The sequence below is a fragment of the Thiobacillus thioparus DSM 505 genome (assembly GCF_000373385.1).
Taxonomy (GTDB): domain Bacteria; phylum Pseudomonadota; class Gammaproteobacteria; order Burkholderiales; family Thiobacillaceae; genus Thiobacillus; species Thiobacillus thioparus.
This window is the reverse complement of the sequence record NZ_KB891316.1, coordinates 991,628-1,009,046: the sequence shown is the minus strand read 5'-3', so window position 1 is coordinate 1,009,046 and position 17,419 is coordinate 991,628. Positions and strand designations below refer to the sequence as shown.

General features: G+C 63.9%; 19 protein-coding genes. 10 read left to right on the top strand and 9 right to left on the bottom strand.

The window, feature by feature from the left end; genetic code table 11:
• Positions 1–7 precede the first annotated feature (7 nt).
• The 4 genes from purM (at position 8) to B058_RS18545 (ending at position 3,674) form a co-directional block, all read left to right on the top strand.
• Entirely contained in the window at positions 8–1,036 is a 1,029-nt protein-coding gene (purM, locus tag B058_RS0105115) for a phosphoribosylformylglycinamidine cyclo-ligase (RefSeq protein WP_018507410.1), read from the top strand.
• Positions 1,037–1,292: 256 nt separating this feature from the next.
• On the top strand, positions 1,293–1,934 hold the full coding sequence (gene purN / locus B058_RS0105110) for a phosphoribosylglycinamide formyltransferase (RefSeq protein WP_281166661.1): 642 nt from the start codon (positions 1,293–1,295) through the stop codon (positions 1,932–1,934).
• A 2-nt stretch (positions 1,935–1,936) separates the two neighbouring features.
• Positions 1,937–2,635 carry a DUF3108 domain-containing protein gene (locus tag B058_RS0105105; protein ID WP_018507408.1) on the top strand — a complete coding sequence of 233 codons (699 nt, stop codon included), beginning with the start codon at positions 1,937–1,939 and terminating at the stop codon, positions 2,633–2,635.
• Between the two features lie 412 nt (positions 2,636–3,047).
• Entirely contained in the window at positions 3,048–3,674 is a 627-nt protein-coding gene (locus B058_RS18545; protein WP_018507407.1) for a DUF3108 domain-containing protein, read from the top strand.
• Positions 3,675–3,680: 6 nt separating this feature from the next.
• Here the strand turns inward: B058_RS18545 and B058_RS0105095 are convergent, their stop codons facing one another.
• From B058_RS0105095 to purE, 3 genes are read right to left on the bottom strand one after another with little or no spacing between them, the layout of a single operon-like run.
• A complete protein-coding gene (locus B058_RS0105095; protein WP_018507406.1) occupies positions 3,681–4,121 on the bottom strand; it encodes a DUF192 domain-containing protein in 441 nt (146 codons plus the stop codon).
• Positions 4,111–5,247 carry a 5-(carboxyamino)imidazole ribonucleotide synthase gene (locus B058_RS0105090; RefSeq protein ID WP_018507405.1) on the bottom strand — a complete coding sequence of 379 codons (1,137 nt, stop codon included), beginning with the start codon at positions 5,245–5,247 and terminating at the stop codon, positions 4,111–4,113. The genes B058_RS0105095 and B058_RS0105090 overlap by 11 nt, the downstream gene beginning before the upstream one ends.
• Positions 5,237–5,734 carry a 5-(carboxyamino)imidazole ribonucleotide mutase gene (purE, locus tag B058_RS0105085; protein ID WP_018507404.1) on the bottom strand — a complete coding sequence of 166 codons (498 nt, stop codon included), beginning with the start codon at positions 5,732–5,734 and terminating at the stop codon, positions 5,237–5,239. The genes B058_RS0105090 and purE overlap by 11 nt, the downstream gene beginning before the upstream one ends.
• A gap of 91 nt (positions 5,735–5,825) precedes the next feature.
• Between purE and B058_RS0105080 the strand changes: the two genes are divergently transcribed.
• Positions 5,826–6,173, top strand: a complete 348-nt coding sequence (locus tag B058_RS0105080; RefSeq protein ID WP_018507403.1) for a DMT family protein — start codon at positions 5,826–5,828, stop codon at positions 6,171–6,173.
• A 52-nt stretch (positions 6,174–6,225) separates the two neighbouring features.
• On the opposite strand, the gene B058_RS0105075 is transcribed toward B058_RS0105080, so the two are convergent.
• The 4 genes from B058_RS0105075 to B058_RS0105060 all read right to left on the bottom strand — a co-directional run bounded on the left by B058_RS0105075 (position 6,226) and on the right by B058_RS0105060 (position 9,391).
• Positions 6,226–6,558, bottom strand: coding sequence for a TusE/DsrC/DsvC family sulfur relay protein (locus B058_RS0105075; protein ID WP_018507402.1), 333 nt, complete (start codon positions 6,556–6,558; stop codon positions 6,226–6,228).
• Between the two features lie 93 nt (positions 6,559–6,651).
• Positions 6,652–7,026, bottom strand: a complete 375-nt coding sequence (locus B058_RS0105070; RefSeq protein WP_018507401.1) for a rhodanese-like domain-containing protein — start codon at positions 7,024–7,026, stop codon at positions 6,652–6,654.
• 7 nt (positions 7,027–7,033) lie between these two features.
• Positions 7,034–8,371 (bottom strand): chromate efflux transporter, encoded by a 1,338-nt coding sequence (gene chrA / locus B058_RS0105065; protein ID WP_018507400.1) that lies wholly within the window; start codon positions 8,369–8,371, stop codon positions 7,034–7,036.
• 120 nt (positions 8,372–8,491) lie between these two features.
• The gene (locus B058_RS0105060; RefSeq protein WP_018507399.1) at positions 8,492–9,391 is read right to left on the bottom strand and encodes a LysR family transcriptional regulator; all 900 of its coding nucleotides are present in this window, start codon (positions 9,389–9,391) and stop codon (positions 8,492–8,494) included.
• A 138-nt stretch (positions 9,392–9,529) separates the two neighbouring features.
• On the opposite strand from B058_RS0105060, the gene B058_RS0105055 reads away from it, so the two are divergent.
• From B058_RS0105055 to B058_RS0105045, 3 genes are all read left to right on the top strand, one after another.
• Complete coding sequence (locus B058_RS0105055; protein WP_018507398.1) at positions 9,530–10,909, top strand: ribulose-bisphosphate carboxylase; 1,380 nt, start codon at positions 9,530–9,532, stop codon at positions 10,907–10,909.
• Positions 10,910–11,039: 130 nt separating this feature from the next.
• Complete coding sequence (locus B058_RS0105050) at positions 11,040–11,843, top strand: CbbQ/NirQ/NorQ/GpvN family protein (RefSeq protein ID WP_018507397.1); 804 nt, start codon at positions 11,040–11,042, stop codon at positions 11,841–11,843.
• A 42-nt stretch (positions 11,844–11,885) separates the two neighbouring features.
• Positions 11,886–14,117, top strand: coding sequence for a nitric oxide reductase activation protein NorD (locus B058_RS0105045; RefSeq protein ID WP_018507396.1), 2,232 nt, complete (start codon positions 11,886–11,888; stop codon positions 14,115–14,117).
• Between the two features lie 206 nt (positions 14,118–14,323).
• On the opposite strand, the gene B058_RS0105040 is transcribed toward B058_RS0105045, so the two are convergent.
• Positions 14,324–15,586 (bottom strand): diguanylate cyclase, encoded by a 1,263-nt coding sequence (locus tag B058_RS0105040; protein WP_018507395.1) that lies wholly within the window; start codon positions 15,584–15,586, stop codon positions 14,324–14,326.
• A gap of 293 nt (positions 15,587–15,879) precedes the next feature.
• Here B058_RS0105040 and msrA point away from each other — a divergent pair, with 293 nt between their 5' ends.
• Both msrA and msrB read left to right on the top strand, forming a co-directional pair.
• Positions 15,880–16,545, top strand: coding sequence for a peptide-methionine (S)-S-oxide reductase MsrA (gene msrA / locus B058_RS0105035; protein ID WP_018507394.1), 666 nt, complete (start codon positions 15,880–15,882; stop codon positions 16,543–16,545).
• A 35-nt stretch (positions 16,546–16,580) separates the two neighbouring features.
• Entirely contained in the window at positions 16,581–17,066 is a 486-nt protein-coding gene (gene msrB / locus B058_RS0105030; protein WP_018507393.1) for a peptide-methionine (R)-S-oxide reductase MsrB, read from the top strand.
• Positions 17,067–17,091: 25 nt separating this feature from the next.
• On the opposite strand, the gene B058_RS0105025 is transcribed toward msrB, so the two are convergent.
• Entirely contained in the window at positions 17,092–17,418 is a 327-nt protein-coding gene (locus tag B058_RS0105025; protein WP_018507392.1) for a hypothetical protein, read from the bottom strand.
• Position 17,419 lies beyond the last annotated feature (1 nt).

The following is a 17,419-nucleotide window of genomic DNA, read 5'->3' as shown; positions in this document are numbered from 1 at the left end:
GCCGGGCGTGTCTTCCATTTCCTATAAAGATGCCGGCGTCGATATCGACGCCGGCGATGCACTGGTCGAGCGCATCAAGCCACTGGCCAGGCGCACCATGCGCCCCGAAGTCCTGGCCGGCATCGGCGGTTTCGGCGCGTTGGTCGAGATTTCCAAGAAATACCAGGAACCAGTGCTGGTCTCCGGCACCGACGGCGTCGGCACCAAACTGAAACTGGCGTTTGAACTCAACCGCCACGATACCGTCGGCATCGACCTTGTCGCGATGAGCGTCAACGACATCCTGGTGCAGGGCGCCGAACCGCTGTTCTTCCTCGACTACTTCGCCTGTGGCAAGCTCACGCTCGATACCGCCGAGGCGGTGATCGCCGGCATTGCGACCGGCTGCGAGCAGGCCGGCTGCGCGCTGATCGGTGGCGAGACCGCGGAGATGCCCGGCATGTATGCGGAAGGCGAATACGACCTTGCCGGTTTCGCCGTCGGCGTGGTCGAAAAGTCGAAGGTCATCGGCGGCCGGTCCATCGTGCCGGGCGACGTGGTGCTGGGGCTCGCGTCCAGCGGCGCGCATTCCAATGGCTACTCGCTGATCCGCAAGCTGATCGACCTCAGCCACATCGGCTTGAAATCGGACTTCCATGGCCGCCCGTTTGCCGACGCCGTGATGGCGCCGACGCGCATCTACGTCAAGCCGCTGCTGGCGCTGATGGCGAAGCTCGACGTCAAGGGTATGGCCCACATCACCGGCGGCGGCATCACCGGCAACCTGCCGCGCTGCCTGCCGGATGGGGTGGCGGCAAAGCTGGATCAGGCAAGTTGGACGCGGCCCCCGCTGTTCGACTGGCTGCAGCAGGCCGGCAACGTCGAGCCAGCCGAAATGCTGCGCACCTTCAACTGCGGTATCGGCATGTGTGTGGTCGTTTCCGCATCTGACGCCGCTGCCGCGATGGCGCATTTGCAGGCTAGCGGCGAAACTGTGTGGCAGATCGGCGAAATCGTCGCGCGCCCGGACGGCGCGGAGCAGGTGATCTATTCGTGAATGAGGGCGGGCTAACACCAATTTCACGCCTGCGTTGCCGCGGAAAAGCGATGGATGCAAGGCGTGGCGCGCAAGCAAGAGCCATTCCCTTGCCAAGCGCCACAACGCCGCAGACGCGCTTTCCCGCGGCAACCCGGAGGGACAGGGCCGCTTCGGGCGCATCTCTTTGTCGCGAGCCGCTTGCAGTGGCTGCACTGCGACGCGTCTCGCTTCGCGGGCTGCATCCCGAATCGGCCTCGTCGCAGGTGCGAAATTGGTGTTAGCCCGCCCTATCCGCGTCGTCGTGCTGCTGTCCGGGCGTGGCAGCAACTTTCAGGCAATGATCGAGGCGCAGCTACCGATCGACATCGCGGCCGTCATCAGCAACCGGCCACAGGCGGCAGGGCTGGCATATGCCCGCTCGCAAGGCATCCCCACCGTCGCGCTCGATCATACGCAGTACCCGGACCGTGCGGCCTTCGATGCCTTGCTGGCCGATGAAATCGAGTGCCACCGCCCCGACCTGGTGGTGCTGGCCGGCTACATGCGCATCCTCAGCCCGGCTTTCATCGCGCGTTTCGAGGGCCGACTGCTGAATATCCATCCGTCGCTGCTGCCCATGTTTCCGGGGCTGAAGACGCACGAGCGCGCGCTCGCCGAAGGCGTGAAAATCCACGGCTGCACGGTACATTTCGTCACCGCCGACCTGGATCACGGCCCGATTGTCGCCCAGGCGGCAGTGCCGGTGCGCGCTGACGACACGCCGGACACGCTCGCGGCGCGGGTGCTGGCACAGGAGCATCGCATCTATCCCCAGGCCATCCGCTGGTTTGCCGAGGGCCGGCTGATCAATGTTCATGGCCACGTAAACTTGAAGGACGATTTGGCGTCACAGTCTGTGTTATCACCCGGAACGTGACCATGCTCAAGACCATCCTGCTCGCTGCCGCGCTGGTTGCGGGATCTGCCCAGGCGGCAGGCCCGTCCCAGATGAACGTGGTGTACGACCTCTACCGCAACGGCATCAAGCTCGGCCAGGTGACCGACACCTTCACCCGCAACGGCACCCGCTATGTACTGACCAGCGAAACCCGCGCCAGCGGCCCGCTCCAAATGCTGTGGCCGGGCAATATCCACCTGGAAAGCACGGGGGTGGTGACGCCGAAAGGCCTGCGGCCCATGCAGTTTCAGCACGCTCGCAGCGACGCCCCCAACAAGCTGGCGACGGCCCGGCTCGATTGGAAGCAGCGCAATATCACGTACCAGTACAAAGGTGAGTCGCGGCGGGTGGATGGCTTGCAGGACGGGGCGCAGGACCAGTTGTCCCAGCTCTATCAGTTCATGTTCGCGCCCGGCCTGCCAACCGATTACATCCTGCAGGTCGTGAGCGGTCGCGATCTCAACGACTACCATTACATGCGCAGCGATGGCGGGTCCATCCAGACGCCACTGGGCGCGGTGGCGACCCAGCAGTATCAACGCATCACGCAGAAACCCGACGAAAAGGCCGTCACGGTGTGGGTGGCGCCGGCACGCAACAATCTGCCGGTGCAAATCCGCGTCAGCGAGGACGGCGTCACGATCGAACAGCGCCTGGTACGCGCCAGCGTCAAAGGCTGAGCGGGTGGGGCGCCGCGTTCGCCTGTGGTGGTGGGCGCTGGCCATCTCGCTGCTCTTGCATGGCGGCCTGCTGGGCGGGCTGGAATGGCGACTTCCGTACGAGTCTGCGCCTCCCGAGCCGGCGGCGATCGACGTGAAACTGGTTCCGGCCCCTGTGCCGGTCGCTGCAGCCGTTTCGCCTTCCCCTCGCCCCCGGCCTGCGCAAAAACCGGCAGTCCTCCGGCCGGCTGTACCGCCTCCGTCGCCGCTTCCTAGAGCGCCCCCAGCCGAACCGCCTGTCGAGGCGGCCGCACCTGAAGCGCCCGCCGCTTCCGTCGTTGCCGATTCCGCGCCAGCTTTCACGGCGCCGCCCACTGTTCCGGCTCCGCCACCTGTCGAACCCGCCGTTGCTCCGCCTGTCCCTCTGAACCCCTTGCCGCCGCGCATCGACCTGCGGTTCGAGGTGCGCTACGGGCTGGCATCGGGCGAACAGACCCTGGTGTGGGTGAACGACGGGGAGCACTACACGCTGACCAGCGTGGTGGGGGCGACCGGCCTGACCGGTCTGTTCTACCGGGGGCGCTTCGTGCAGACCAGCCGCGGCCGTATCACGCCGCGCGGTTTGCAGCCCAGGGAGTTCTGGGATCAACGCGGCGACAAATACAGCAGCGCGCGTTTTGATTCCACGCAGGGCCAGCTCACGCTGATGCCGGAGAAGGGGGCGCCGCGCCACTTTGCCTATCGGGGCGAAGTACAGGATGTATTGAGTCTGTTCTTCCAGTTTGCGCTGACGGCGCCGCCGCCCGACGGACAACGGCTGACTTACCAGGTGTTCAACGGAAAGAAACTGCGTGACTACACCTACGAAGTACGCGGCGAGGACATGCTGGATACTGCGCTGGGTACGTTGCGTACCCTGCATATTGCGCGGGTGGCCGATGACGACGGCCGTTTCGAGGCCTGGCTGGCAATCGATCGCCACTACCTGCCGGTGCGCGTGCTGCGTAGCGACGACGCGGGCCGCGAGATGGAGCTCCGGGTGCGGTCGATCGCACCCTAGCACGCCCTATTTCGGCAAGCCGTCCACCCGCATGCGCGGCGTGATCCCGCGCTTCTGGAATTCGCCCTGCCACACTTCCAGCGCATAGCGCACGTCGACGCTCGGGCAGTGCCGTGTCTCGGTGCGTGGCTGCATGTCGGCGAGGCTGGCGATGCGGCCCGTCGCGTCGATGAAGGCGATCGACAGTGGCAGCGGCGTGTCGCGCATCCAGAAGCAATAGCGTCCCGGCCGGTCGAATACGAACAGCATGCCGTTATCGGCGGGCAGGTAGGAGCGCCCGGTCAGGCCCTGCGCACGCTCGCGCGGCGTGTCCGCGATTTCGATCTGGAAGGCGTGCGGGCCGATGTGCAGGGTCGGCTGCGCCGCTTCCACGGCGGCTGCACCGCCGGCGAGCAGCAGCGCAAACGCCCGACGAAAGTGGCGACAGGTGAGCGCGCTACAGCGCATCGCGCATCTGTTCGGCCAGTTGCAACGCGGCGCCCGCATCGGCATCCAGTACGTTGAAATGGCCCATTTTGCGGCCCGGTCGGGCAGTCTGCTTGCCGTACAGATGCAGCTTGATGTTGGGATGCGACAGCAGCGTGTTCCAGTGCGGCCCGCCGTCCTGCCAGCGGTCGCCGAGGATGTTGACCATCGCCACCGGCGACAGCAGTCGGGTGTCGCCCAGCGGCAGGCCGCACAGGGCGCGTACCTGCTGCTCGAACTGGTCGGTGACGCAGGCGTCGAGCGTGTAGTGGCCGGAGTTGTGCGGGCGCGGCGCGATTTCGTTGACCATCAGGCGGCCGTCGGCGACGAAGAACTCGACCGCCATCACGCCGACGTAGCCGAGCTTGTTGGCCACGTCGCGCGCCATCTCGCATGCCTGGTGCGCCAGACTCTCCGGCACGCGGGCGGGGACGATGGAGACGTCGAGAATGCCGTTCTCGTGGCGGTTTTCGGCCACCGGGAACAGTGCGCATTTGCCGGCATCGCTGCGGGCGAGTACCACCGACACCTCGCGTTCCAGCTTGACGAAGCCTTCCAGAACGCAGGGCTGGCCGTCGAATTCGCGGAACGCGGCGCGCGCTTCCTCGCGTGTGTTGACGCGGGCCTGGCCCTTGCCGTCGTAGCCGAAGCGCGCGACCTTGAGCAGTGCGGGCGCCCCCACGTCGGCCATGCCGGCATCGAGGTCCCCCTCGCTGTAGACCAGCGCGAACGGCGCGGTGGCGAAGCCGTTCTGGGCGAGCCAGGATTTCTCGTGGCTGCGGTCCTGCACGATGGCGACGGCGTCGGCGCCGGGCGATACCCGGCAATGATTCGCCAGTTCGATCAGGCTCGCGGCGGGGACATTCTCGAATTCAGTGGTGACGGCGGCGCAGGCTTCGCCAAGCCGCTTCAACGCCTCATGGTCGGCATAGTCTGCCCGTAGGTGCACATCAGCCATCTGACCAGCGGGGCTGGCAGCATCGGGGTCGAGCACCATGACCTTGTAGCCCATGGTGCGCGCGGCGATGGTGAACATGCGGCCGAGCTGGCCGCCGCCGAGGATCCCCAGCGTCGCGCCGGGCAGGATGGGCAGCGGTTTACTCGACATCGGGCAGGTCCATCGCCATCACCGTGTCCGACTGGCTACGGCGGAATTCGTTGAGCCGGGTCGCCAGAGCGTCGTCGTAACGGGCGATCAGCGAGGCGGCAAACAGCGCCGCGTTGGCCGCGCCCGCCTCGCCGATGGCGAAGGTGGCGACCGGAATGCCTTTCGGCATTTGTACGATGGACAGCAGCGAATCCATGCCCTTGAGGTATTTCGACGGCACCGGCACGCCCAGCACCGGGACGATGGTCTTGGATGCGATCATGCCAGGCAGATGGGCCGCACCGCCCGCCCCGGCGATGATGGCCTTGAGCCCGCGCGCCTCGGCGCTGGCGGCATACTCGAACAGCAGGTCCGGCGTGCGGTGCGCGGACACCACCTTGGCTTCGAAGTGGATGCCCAATTGCTTCAGCAGCATCGCCGCATGTTTCATGACTTCCCAATCGCTGGAAGACCCCATCACCACACCCACCTGAGGCGCGTTCATCATGCTGACCCTTGCAATGCGAAAGGCCGCATTTTAACAGCCTGACGGCGTGCGGATTCCCTACAATGGCGCCGTGCGATTCCGGACGTCGATCATGCCCGCCTCCCTGCAAACCCTAATCCTGCTCACCTTTTCCAATGTCTTCATGACCTTCGCCTGGTATGCGCACCTGAAGGACATGAACAACAAGCCCTGGATGATCGCCGCTTTTGCCAGTTGGGGCATCGCCCTGTTCGAATATCTGCTGCAAGTGCCGGCCAACCGTATCGGCTACACCGTGATGAGTCTGCCGCAGCTGAAGATCATGCAGGAGGTGATTGCGCTGGCGGTATTCATGCCGTTCGCTGTGCTGTACATGAAAGTGGAATTGAAGTGGGATTTCCTGTGGGCGGCACTGTGCATGGTGGGGGCGGTGTACTTCATGTTCCGCAGCCATCCCTGAACAGCCGAAAAAAAGCCCCGCAGAGCGGGGCTTTTGACGAGCTGACTAGAACTTAAACGCAGCCGGTCGGCTTCGGGGTGCCGGCGTAGCGGCCAGCCTGTTTGGCTGGGCCGAACGGGAACAGGTCGAACAGGAATTTCTTCTCGCCCCATTCCGGGCCGAATTCTTCTTTCAGGCCCTTCTGCAGGAAGCGCAAGTTGGGAGCGGTGCCGTTCTGGGCGAAGAAGTCACGCATGTAGTGGATGATCTTCCAGTGGTTTTCACCCAACTCCAGCTTGTCTTCCTTGGCCAGCTCGACTGCCAGTTCCTCGGACCAGTCTTCCAGGTTGACCAGATAGCCTTCGGGGTCGGTCTCGACCATTTTGCCGTTGATTTCGCGTTCCATGATGCAGTCCTTGCAGTAAATAATTAATTAATTGCGATGACGCACAATAGAATAACCGAGCAAATTAGTCAACTACTCGCTCCGGGCAGGGGCTTACTTGTGGGCGATTTTCCCGCCGGCCGCCTTGTATGCCTCGAGGCCTCCCTCGATGAAGCGCGCCTTGACGCCCGCAGCCTGCAGCCGATCGACCACGTTATTGGACACTGCGCCGCCGCGCACGCAATAGATCACCACGTCCTGCGTGAGCGGTAGGGCGCCGATCCAGGCGTCGATCTTGTCCGGATTTTTCCACAGCGCACCCGGGATGATCTCGTTTGACGCGGCGTAATCGGCCTCGCGCCGCACGTCGAACACCAGCGTGTTGTCGGGATTAACCTTGGCAGGCTGGATGGTGCGCGGCAGGTCCGGGCATTTGTCGGTCGGACTGCCGCATCCACAGCGTTTCAGGGGTTGAGCAACGGGTTCCATACGATCCTCACATGAAAAACGAATAAGCCAGCCCGAGCAGGGCGCATACGCCGATCACCGGCATGATGCCAGCCTTGTATCGCGACAGCGCGATGAACGCGGCCACGGCGACGATGATGGGGAGTTCGTCGAAACCGCCGGCGAACGGCGCGTCTGCCGTGGCGTGCGGCCAGAAGGCATGCCAGGCGAAGAATACCGCGAGGTTGAGGATGACGCCCACTACGGCCGCGGTGATGCCGGTGAGCGGCGCGGTGAAGGCCAGTTCGTCGCGGGTGGCTTCGACCAGTGGGCCGCCCACCAGGATGAACAGGAAGGACGGCAGGAAAGTGAAGAAAGTTGCGACCGCTGCTCCTGCCAGTCCGGCCGCGACCGGGTTGCTGAACACTTGGCCGGAGACGCCGCCGAGATAACCGATCCAGGTGACGATCATGATCAGCGGGCCGGGCGTGGTCTCGCCCAGTGCCAGGCCATCCATCATTTGTGGGCCGGTGAGCCAGTGGAAATGCTCGACCCCACCCTGGTAGACGTAGGGCAGCACCGCATAGGCGCCGCCGATGGTGAGGAAGGCCGCCTTGGTGAAGAACGCGCCCATGGCCTGGAGAGCGGGCATGCCCAGGAGTGTGCCCATCGCACCCAGCCAGATCAGTACGAAGGCAGCGAGTGTGAGCGCGAACCTGCGCCAGCTGAAGCGCGCGTGTGCCGGCGGCGGGGTATCGTCGTCGATGATCGCCGGCCCGGCCTGTGCGTGGCGGGTGCCGTGGCCCCCGCCTGTCCTGAACTTGTGTGGCGCGAGTTTGCCGCCCAGGGCGCCGAGCAGGCCGGCGGCCAGCACGATCCACGGAAATGCGACGTTGAAAACGAAAATGCCGGCGAACGCCAGCGCCGCCATGCCCCACAGTAGGTCGTTTCTCAGGGCGCGGCTGCCGATGCGCCACGCGGCGAAGAGTACGATCGCCACCACCGCGGGCCGGATGCCGTAGAACACCCCTTGCACCAGCGGTAGCGTGCCGTAGGCGAGATACAGGCCGGCGAGCCCTGACAGCAGCAGAAAGGACGGCAGAAAGAACAGTACGCCCGCGATCACGCCGCCTCGGATGCCGTGCATCAGCCAGCTGATGTAGATCGCCAATTGGGTTGCCTCGGGTCCGGGCAGCAGCATGCAGTAGTTGAGGGCGTGCAGATAGCGTTGCTCGGAAATCCAGCGGCGCTTGTCCACCAGTTCGTGGTGCATGATCGCAATCTGGCCGGCGGGACCGCCGAAGCTGATGAAGCCGAGCTTGAGCCAGTATTTGAAGGATGTGCCCAGGGTGACGGGCGCGGGTCGGCTAGCGTGTGCGGTGTCCAAGCAATAGGCTCCAGGTCAAAGGATAAGAACCAGTCTTGGACGGGACACCGTCTTGCGGATGCGAGCATCCTGACGCCGGGGGCTGGTACCCCGACTGAGGTAATTCTAGCCGAGTGTCGTTTAGACAGGTGAATTCGCCGGTCCCAGCACGAAGGTCTTGAATGCCTGCGCCACGGGCGACAGCCGCTTGTCGGTGCGATGCACGACGTACCAGTGGCGCATGATGGGAAAGCCCTCGACCGCGAGCACCGCCAGCCGTTTGAGCGCCAGTTCCATCTCCAGCGTCTGCAGCGACAGGATGCCCAGGCCGAGGCCGGCCTGCACCGCCTGCTTGATCGCTTCGTTGCTGCTCATTTCCATGCTGCTTTGGATTTCCAGCCCGCGGGCGGCAAAGAAGCGCTCCATCGCGCCGCGCGTGCCGGAACCCGCTTCGCGCACCAGGAAGGATTCGGACGCCAGGTCGCGCACGGAAATTTTCTTCTTGCCGACCAACGGGTGGTCAGGCGGGGCGATGACGACCAGCGGGTTATCCAGGAAACGGGTGGCTTCCAGACCGAGCCCGTCCGGCACCTGGCCCATGATGGCGAGATCGATGCGGTTGCCGACGAGCTGGTCCAGCACGGCCGCCCGGTTGGAGACGTCCAGATGGATCGCCACCCCGGGATGGTGGCCGCGGAAGCGGGCGAGGATATCGGTGGCGACGGCGTTCACCGTCGAGGTCGCGGCCATGTTGAGACGACCCGTGTCGACGCTCCGCAACTGCGCAAGGTTGTACTGCAGGTCGTCGAGGCGGGCGGTGATCGCCTGGCTGGCATGCAGCACCTCGAGGCAGGCGTCGGTGAGGAAAATCTTTTTTCCCAGCTGTTCGGTGAGCGGGACACCCAGGATGGCCTCGATGCCCTTCACCTGCATGGAGACGGCGGGCTGGGACAGATGCAGCTCCTCGGCCGCCCGCGAAAACGACAGATGACGGGCGACTGCTTCAAACACCCTGAATTGGCGAAGTGTCAGGCGGCGCATATATGTATAAGTTTAAAGATATGGTTTTTATCAGAACTATTGAATTTTAATTATATAAGCCTCTGCGTATAGTCCGCCCCTGTCGGTTTCAGGGGCATAAGCCTTGAAGCCTTGTTCATCTACCGCAGGAGCCAAGCAATGGATCAATCCGCACGTTACGCCGACCTCTCCCTGAAAGAGGAAGACCTGATCAAGGGTGGCAAGCACATCCTCGTCGCCTACAAGATGAAGCCCAAGGCCGGCCATGGCTACCTCGAAGCTGCCGCGCACTTCGCCGCCGAGTCTTCGACCGGCACCAACGTCGAAGTGTCCACCACCGACGAGTTCACCAAGGGCGTCGACGCGCTGGTTTACCTGATCGACGAAGCCACCGAAGACATGCGGATCGCCTATCCGCTGGACCTGTTCGACCGCAACGTGACCGACGGCCGCATGATGATCGTCTCGTTCCTGACGCTTGCCATCGGCAACAACCAGGGCATGGGCGACATCGAGCACGCCAAGATGATCGACATCTATTTCCCCGAGCGTGCCATCCAGCTGTTCGACGGTCCCTCCAAAGACATCTCCGACCTGTGGCGCATCCTGGGTCGTCCGATCCAGAACGGCGGCTACATCGCGGGCACCATCATCAAGCCGAAGCTGGGCCTGCGTCCCGAACCCTTCGCCAATGCAGCCTACCAGTTCTGGCTGGGCGGCGACTTCATCAAGAACGACGAACCTCAGGGCAACCAGGTGTTCTCGCCGCTGAAGAAGACCATCCCCCTCGTGTATGACGCGATGAAGCGCGCCCAGGACGAAACCGGCCAGGCCAAGCTGTTCTCGATGAACATCACTGCCGACGACCACTACGAAATGTGCGCCCGCGCCGACTTCGCGCTGGAAACCTTCGGCCCCGACGCCGACAAGCTGGCCTTCCTGGTCGACGGTTTCGTCGGCGGCCCCGGCATGATCACCACTGCCCGCCGTCAGTACCCCAACCAGTACCTGCACTACCACCGCGCCGGCCACGGCATGATCACCTCGCCGTCTGCCAAGCGTGGCTATACCGCGTTCGTGCTGGCCAAGATCTCGCGCCTGCAGGGTGCGTCCGGCATCCACGTCGGTACCATGGGCTACGGCAAGATGGAAGGCGACGCCACCGACAAGGGCATCGCCTACATGATCGAGCGCGACGAGTGCCAGGGCCCGGTCTACTTCCAGAAGTGGTACGGCATGAAGCCCACCACCCCGATCATCTCCGGCGGCATGAACGCATTGCGTCTGCCCGGCTTCTTCGAGAACCTGGGCCACGGCAACGTCATCAACACCTCCGGCGGCGGCTCCTACGGCCACATCGACAGCCCGGCGGCCGGTGCGATCTCCCTGCGCCAGTCGTACGAGTGCTGGAAGTCGGGCGCCGATCCGATCGAGTTCGCCAAGGAGCACAAGGAATTCGCCCGTGCGTTCGAGTCCTTCCCGGGCGATGCCGACAAGCTGTTCCCGGGCTGGCGCGAAAAGCTCGGCGTGCACAAATAAGCAAGCGGGGATGGAATCTCGTCCCCACGCGGGACCGGTTTGAAGCGATCTCCTAGCCGCCGAAAACCCTCCCGCGCTACACGCCCCCGGCTTGCTGGGGGCGTTTTTTCTTCCGTAGCGAGGAATAACGATGACGAACAAAGACCAGTACAAGGTTGAGCAGGAACCCTTCTACCAGCAGCAGAAGAATGAAGTCGCGCTGTACGAGGCCGCCTACCGCAACCGCCTGCCGGTGATGGTGAAAGGGCCGACCGGCTGCGGGAAATCGCGCTTCGTCGAATACATGGCGTGGAAGCTCGGCAAGCCGCTGATCACCGTGGCCTGCAACGAGGACATGACCGCCAGCGATCTGGTTGGGCGGTATTTATTGGAAGCCAACGGCACCCGCTGGCTCGACGGCCCGCTCACCACCGCCGCGCGCATCGGCGCCATCTGCTACCTCGATGAGATTGTCGAAGCGCGCCAGGACACCACCGTGGTGATCCATCCGCTGACCGACCACCGCCGCACCCTGCCGCTCGACAAGAAGGGCGAGCTGATCCACGCCCACCCCGATTTCCAGCTGGTGATCTCCTACAACCCCGGCTACCAGACGCTGATGAAGGACCTCAAGCAGTCGACCAAGCAGCGCTTCACCGCCTTCGACTTCGACTATCCCGATGCCGCGCTGGAAGCGCAGATCGTGGCGAAGGAAACCGGCATGGACGCAGCCGTGGCCGCGCAGCTGGTGAAGATCGGCAGCGTCGCCCGCAGCCTCAAGGGGCACGGCCTCGACGAAGGCATCTCCACCCGCCTGCTGGTGTACGCAGCGACCCTGATCAAGGACGGCGTGGAACCGCGCGACGCCTGCCGCATGGCGCTGGTGCGTCCGATCACCGACGACGCCGACATCCGCGAGACGCTCGATCATGCCATCGACGCAACGTTTGCATAAGTCTCGAGCGTGAGCCCCACAACCGAATACCAGCACCCATTGATGGCTGCCTACTGGAAGCAGCTCGACACCCGCTTTCCGCAGGTCGAAGAGGTGTTCGAGGATGTCATGGCCGAGGCGCTCGCCGTCCTCACCCGAGAAGGCATCGATGCCTACCTCGAAGCGGGACGCGTCATCGGCAAGCTGGGGCGCGGCGTCGAGCCGATGCTGGCGTTCATGGAGGAGTGGCCGTCCGCCGCCAAGGCGGTGGGCGAGGCAGCGTTGCCTGCGGTGATGACGCTGATCCAGCGCTTGCAGAAATCGCCCAACGGCAAAGCGATCACGCCCTTCCTGCAGACGCTCGCGCCGGTGGCGCGCCGGCTGCAGTCGCAGGGACTGTTGCAGCATTACCTCGACATCACCCTGGACCTGAAGGCGCGGACCACCGGCTCCATCCATGGCCACCAGACCACCTTCCCCAGCCCCGGCCTGCCGGAATTCTTCGCTCAGGCGCCCAACCTGCTCGGCCAGCTCACGCTCGCTGGCCTGAAAAACTGGGTCGAATACGGCATCCGCAACTACCGCACCCACCCTGAGCGGCAGAAGGACTACTTCAGCCTGCAGTCGGCCGACGCCCGTGCCGTTCTGCAGCGCGAGCGCCACGGAACATTGTTGGTGGACGTCGAGCGCAAGCTCGACCTCTACCTGCGCGGCCTGTGGCAGGACAGCGACCAGCTGGTGCCGTACTCCACCGCGTTCGACGAGCTGCGCAAGCCGGTGCCGTATTACGACAAGCTCGGCATCCGCCTCCCGGACGTGTACGACGATGCAGGCGACGTCTCCGGCCTCGACCGCTACCGCGCCACGCTCGCCCACATCGTCGGCCACCGCCGCTGGTCCGAGGCGCAGGTCGCCGACAACTGGAGCCCGTTCCAGCGCATGGCGGTCGAGTTCTTCGAGGACTGCCGCATCGAGACGCTGCTGATCCGCGAATACCCCGGCCTGCGCCGCCTGTTCCTTGCGCTGCATCCGAAGCCCTTGGAGACCGCCTGCGATCCGCAGACCACCTCCTGCCTGCGTCACCGCATGGCGATGCTGTCGCGCGCGCTGCTCGATCCCGATCACGGCTATCTGGACGCCGACCTCAACGATTACGTGCAGCGCTTCCACGCGGTCATGGAAGCGGGTGCATCCAGCACGAAGGAAATCGCCGCACTGGCGCTGAGTTACGTCGCCAGGACCCGCCGCCAGAGCGACCAGTTCGCCAAGGTGCACTTCGACGACACCGTAGTCGACTACCGCGACGACAACCGCCAGCTGTGGAAATTCATCGAGGCGGGCGACGAGGAAGAGGTCTTCGACGAAGAACGCAAGATCGAACCGGGCGAGGAAATCCGCGGCCTGCCGCCGCGCCATTATCCCGAGTGGGATTGCAGCAGCCAGACCTACCGCCCGGACTGGGCTAGCGTGTACGAAGCCTTGCATCCCGGCGGCAACCCGGCCGACATCGACCGCCTGCTCGCCAAGCACGGCGCGCTCGCCAAGCGGCTGAAGAAGATGCTCGACCTCCTGAAGCCGCAGGACAAGGTGCGCATCCGCTACCAGGAAGAGGGCAGCGAGCTCGACCTCGACGTCGCCATCCGTTCGCTGATCGACTTCAAGGGCGGCGCCACCCCCGATCCGCGCATCAACATGAGCCACCGCACCGACGGCCGCGACATCGCCGTGATGCTGCTGCTCGATTTGTCGGAGTCGCTCAACGACAAGGCGGCGGGCTCCGACCAGACGATTCTCGAACTCTCACAGGAAGCCGTCTCGCTGCTGGCCTGGGCGATCGAGAAGCTGGGCGACCCGTTCGCCATCGCCGGCTTCCATTCCAACACCCGCCACGACGTGCGCTACCTGCACATCAAGGGCTACGGCGAGCACTTCAACGACGACGTCAAGGCACGGCTGGCCGCGATGGAGGCGGGCTATTCCACCCGTATGGGCGCCGCCATGCGCCACGCCGCCCACTACCTCGGCGCGCGTTCCGCCGACAAGAAGCTCATGCTCATCCTCACCGACGGCAAGCCGTCCGACGTGGATACCCACGACGAGCGCCTGCTGATCGAGGACGCACGCCAGGCGGTGAAAGAGCTCGATCGCGACAATATCTTCACCTACTGCATCAGCCTCGACCCCAAGGCCGACGAATACGTCAGCGACATCTTCGGCCGCCAGTTCACCGTCATCGACCACGTCGAGCGGCTGCCGGAACGGCTGCCGCAGTTGTTCATGGCGCTCACCAAATAAACCGGCTCGAGCTGGCAACCTCATACCCGTGCTTCATGGAAATCAGTCGCCCGGACCATGTCAGGTTCCGCGCGGCGTCATACGTGAGCGGGCCATGAACTCGCATAGATCAGCAGCGGCTGCAGACCGGATCGCTTGGACTGGATACTCATCGTGGTCTTAAGTAAGCGTCACTTGGTGCCCCAGGTATCGATGCACGAATGGCTTTATACAGGCTGGACATCGGCCTGGCGGAACGTACCTTTGCCGTCGCGTTTCGCGGTGTAAAGTGCGGCGTCGGCTTTCTTCAGCAAGGCATCCAGCGTGTCGCCGTCCTCGCAGCACATGGCGATTCCCACGGATGCGCCGATGTGCGCGCTTGCCCCGCCCGTCAGCAGGATAGGTTGCCGCAGGCTGTCCACCACGCGGCGTGCCACCTCGCGTGCGGCCTCTGCATCGTCGACCTGGGCCAGCACGATGACGAATTCGTCTCCGCCGAAACGGGCGACCACATCCGCTTCGCGGAGCAATTTCTTCATCCGCTGGGCCGCCACTCCGAGTACCGTGTCGCCTGCGGCATGTCCGTACTGGTCGTTGACGGCCTTGAAATTGTCCAGATCGACAGCCAGCACTGCCATCTGCGTTCGCGCGCGGCGCGCGCCGGCGATCAGATGTCGCTCGTTTTCCTGCAGGAAGCGCCGGTTGGCAAGCCCCGTCAGCGGGTCGCGCAGGCTGAGTTGCCGTATCGTCTGCTCGGCATGGATGCCTGCCCGGATCAGGCGGACGGTTTCCCGGTACAGCCCGAACAATGCCAGGCCTGTCCATAATCCGGCGATTCCCAGCAGCGCCGACGACAGCCTTTCGCCATGGACACGCGCCGCCTCACGCGTTTCCAACTGATTCAACTCCTCCCGTTCGGCTTCGATCAGGATGCGGTGGATCTGTTCGATGGCGGATTTGTCGAACCCGCCCAGCTCTTGTCCGGACGCCGTGGTGGTACCTCCCATCGCGCCTTGCTGCAGCGCGCTGAACCCGGTTTCCAAGGCGGCTTGCAGGGCCGGCAAAGGGGCCAGGCGGGCCGCCTGGGAGGCGTCGCTGCCGATCAAGGCGATCAGCTGCCCGGCACTGGGGCACGATGATTGACGGCAGATCAGGCTGGGGTCGAGATCGGTACGGTTCTGCGACTCGGCGTACCGGCGGACCGCGTTGTCCAGGTTGAGTAGGTAGGTGCGCAGCGCATTGATGTAGGCGATGACCTGCCGTGTATGCTCCACCGAGTGAACAGCCTCGGCCGAGCGCTGGTATTGATAGAACATCATGGCGAACAGAATCGTGATGATGAGCGCGAAGATCAGCAGGCCCTTTTGGAGCACCTGCCTGAAACCGGCAAAGACGGACCCCTCGATATCGGCGAGCGCGGGCAGTGCATCTGAAGCCATTCCCAATGCTGCGACGAGGCGGGACGTCAGGGCATTCTTGTTTTTGAACATGAAAGAAATCCGGGCATGAGTGCCCATTGGGGTAGTAAGACAATAGAAAGTTCTCGGGCAACGGCCTGAATACTAGCGAGCCATCGAGCCAGATCAAAAGGTTTTCACGCGCACCGGAGCCTGTCCGCACGACATGACCAAGGAAACCATGTCTCCGGATGCGAAGTCGAAAGAAAGCTGACCCCCCAAGGACTATGGTCAAGGATAGGGTGAAGCCGTGGCATCCCGGAATGCGCGTGCTGGCCGGGCTTCACCCCCGCCGGCCTTCCGAATCGAAGCAAAGGAGGTGCATCATGAATCGTCTTGTTGCTGCAGTCATCGCATCAATCCTGGGTATGGCGTGGGTAGGGTGCTCGTACGCGTCGCCCGCCGCACCTTTGCCCGACCCGGTTGTCGACACCCCGCTCGCCGGTGTGAGCGGCATGCAGACGGCGGTGCTGGCCGGTGGATGCTTCTGGGGAATGGAGGGTGTGTTCGAGCATGTCAAGGGCGTCACCCGGGTGGTGTCGGGCTACGCCGGCGGCAATGCGGAGACGGCCACGTATGACCAGGTGAGCACCGGCCGGACCGGCCATGCCGAATCGGTGCACATTTTCTACGACCCCGCGCGCATCAGCTACGGGCAGCTTCTGAAGGTGTTCTTTTCCGTCGCGCATGATCCGACGGAACTGAACCGGCAGGGGCCGGACACCGGCACGCAATACCGCTCGGCGATCTTCTATGCCAACGCCGATCAGAAGCGCGTGGCCGACGGCTACATCGCCCAGCTCCAGGCAGCGGGCGTGTTCAGGCGCCCCGTCGTCACCCAGGTCGTGCCACTGAAAGGTTTCTATGATGCGGAGGCCTACCATCAGAATTATCTGGACCGTCATCCCAACCAGCCGTATATCGTCATCAACGACTTGCCGAAGATCGCCGCGCTGCGACAACAGTTCCCGGCCTGGTATGTGGACAGATAGACCGGTGCGAACCGGTTCGTACGAGGTGAATCATCATGGACAGACGGACATTCCTCAAACTGACGGCCAGCACGCCGGCGCTCATGCAGTTCGCCCTGCCCGGGCCGGCCTGGGCGGGGGAACGCATCGATAGGCTGGTTCTCGGCAACGCCGAGTGGAAGCGACGGCTTACTCCGGAACAGTACGACATCCTGCGCGAGGAGGGCACCGAGCGGCCTTTCAGCAGTCCGCTCGACCATGAAACGCGCAGCGGCCTGTACGTGTGCCTGGCCTGCCGTCTGCCGCTGTTCCCTTCCCGGTTCAAATACGACAGCGGCACCGGCTGGCCCAGCTTCTACGATGTGCTTCCCGGACACGTGGAAACCAAGACCGACCTGAAACTGCTGCTGCCGCGCACCGAATATCACTGCGCACGTTGCGGTGGTCATCATGGCCATGTATTCAAGGACGGGCCGAAGCCCACGGGCCTGCGCTACTGCAACAATGGCGCGGTACTGACGTTCATTCCCGACAAGGCATGACCACGGCAGCCGTGCAGCATCCGGATCACGCCTGCCAAACCCCGTATCCGGCCTCGCGGAAATCGATCGCCAGTTCAACCTCCAGAGTTCGGGCATCCTCATACGTCAGCGGACCGTAGAGTTCATAAAGTTCAGGCAACAGGCGCAGGCCGTATTCCCTGACGAATCGGTTCGACTGGATGCCGGCCTTGTGCTTGTCGAATCGCACGTCGGGGTCCAGCCCCGTCATGCCGACATAGAGACAGGGCTTGCCAGTGACGTAGCCGGGGTTGGCTTTCTTGAACCGGCCTTCGTAAAGGACATCGTTCGACAACTCGATCACATAGACGTGATAGTGGTTCCGGCGTCCCATC

What these genes read in the sequence shown, in the direction of transcription:
- B058_RS0105105 (WP_018507408.1), top strand. Translation starts at nt 1,937, where the DNA reads ATGCTCAAGACCATCCTGCTCGCTGCCGCGCTGGTTGCGGGATCTGCC.
- B058_RS0105095 (WP_018507406.1), bottom strand. Translation starts at nt 4,121, where the DNA reads ATGCGCTGTAGCGCGCTCACCTGTCGCCACTTTCGTCGGGCGTTTGCG.
- B058_RS0105090 (WP_018507405.1), bottom strand. Translation starts at nt 5,247, where the DNA reads ATGTCGAGTAAACCGCTGCCCATCCTGCCCGGCGCGACGCTGGGGATC.
- purE (WP_018507404.1), bottom strand. Translation starts at nt 5,734, where the DNA reads ATGATGAACGCGCCTCAGGTGGGTGTGGTGATGGGGTCTTCCAGCGAT.
- B058_RS0105080 (WP_018507403.1), top strand. Translation starts at nt 5,826, where the DNA reads ATGCCCGCCTCCCTGCAAACCCTAATCCTGCTCACCTTTTCCAATGTC.
- B058_RS0105075 (WP_018507402.1), bottom strand. Translation starts at nt 6,558, where the DNA reads ATGGAACGCGAAATCAACGGCAAAATGGTCGAGACCGACCCCGAAGGC.
- B058_RS0105070 (WP_018507401.1), bottom strand. Translation starts at nt 7,026, where the DNA reads ATGGAACCCGTTGCTCAACCCCTGAAACGCTGTGGATGCGGCAGTCCG.
- B058_RS0105060 (WP_018507399.1), bottom strand. Translation starts at nt 9,391, where the DNA reads ATGCGCCGCCTGACACTTCGCCAATTCAGGGTGTTTGAAGCAGTCGCC.
- B058_RS0105055 (WP_018507398.1), top strand. Translation starts at nt 9,530, where the DNA reads ATGGATCAATCCGCACGTTACGCCGACCTCTCCCTGAAAGAGGAAGAC.
- B058_RS0105050 (WP_018507397.1), top strand. Translation starts at nt 11,040, where the DNA reads ATGACGAACAAAGACCAGTACAAGGTTGAGCAGGAACCCTTCTACCAG.
- B058_RS0105045 (WP_018507396.1), top strand. Translation starts at nt 11,886, where the DNA reads ATGGCTGCCTACTGGAAGCAGCTCGACACCCGCTTTCCGCAGGTCGAA.
- B058_RS0105040 (WP_018507395.1), bottom strand. Translation starts at nt 15,586, where the DNA reads ATGTTCAAAAACAAGAATGCCCTGACGTCCCGCCTCGTCGCAGCATTG.
- msrA (WP_018507394.1), top strand. Translation starts at nt 15,880, where the DNA reads ATGAATCGTCTTGTTGCTGCAGTCATCGCATCAATCCTGGGTATGGCG.
- msrB (WP_018507393.1), top strand. Translation starts at nt 16,581, where the DNA reads ATGGACAGACGGACATTCCTCAAACTGACGGCCAGCACGCCGGCGCTC.
- B058_RS0105025 (WP_018507392.1), bottom strand. Translation starts at nt 17,418, where the DNA reads ATGGGACGCCGGAACCACTATCACGTCTATGTGATCGAGTTGTCGAAC.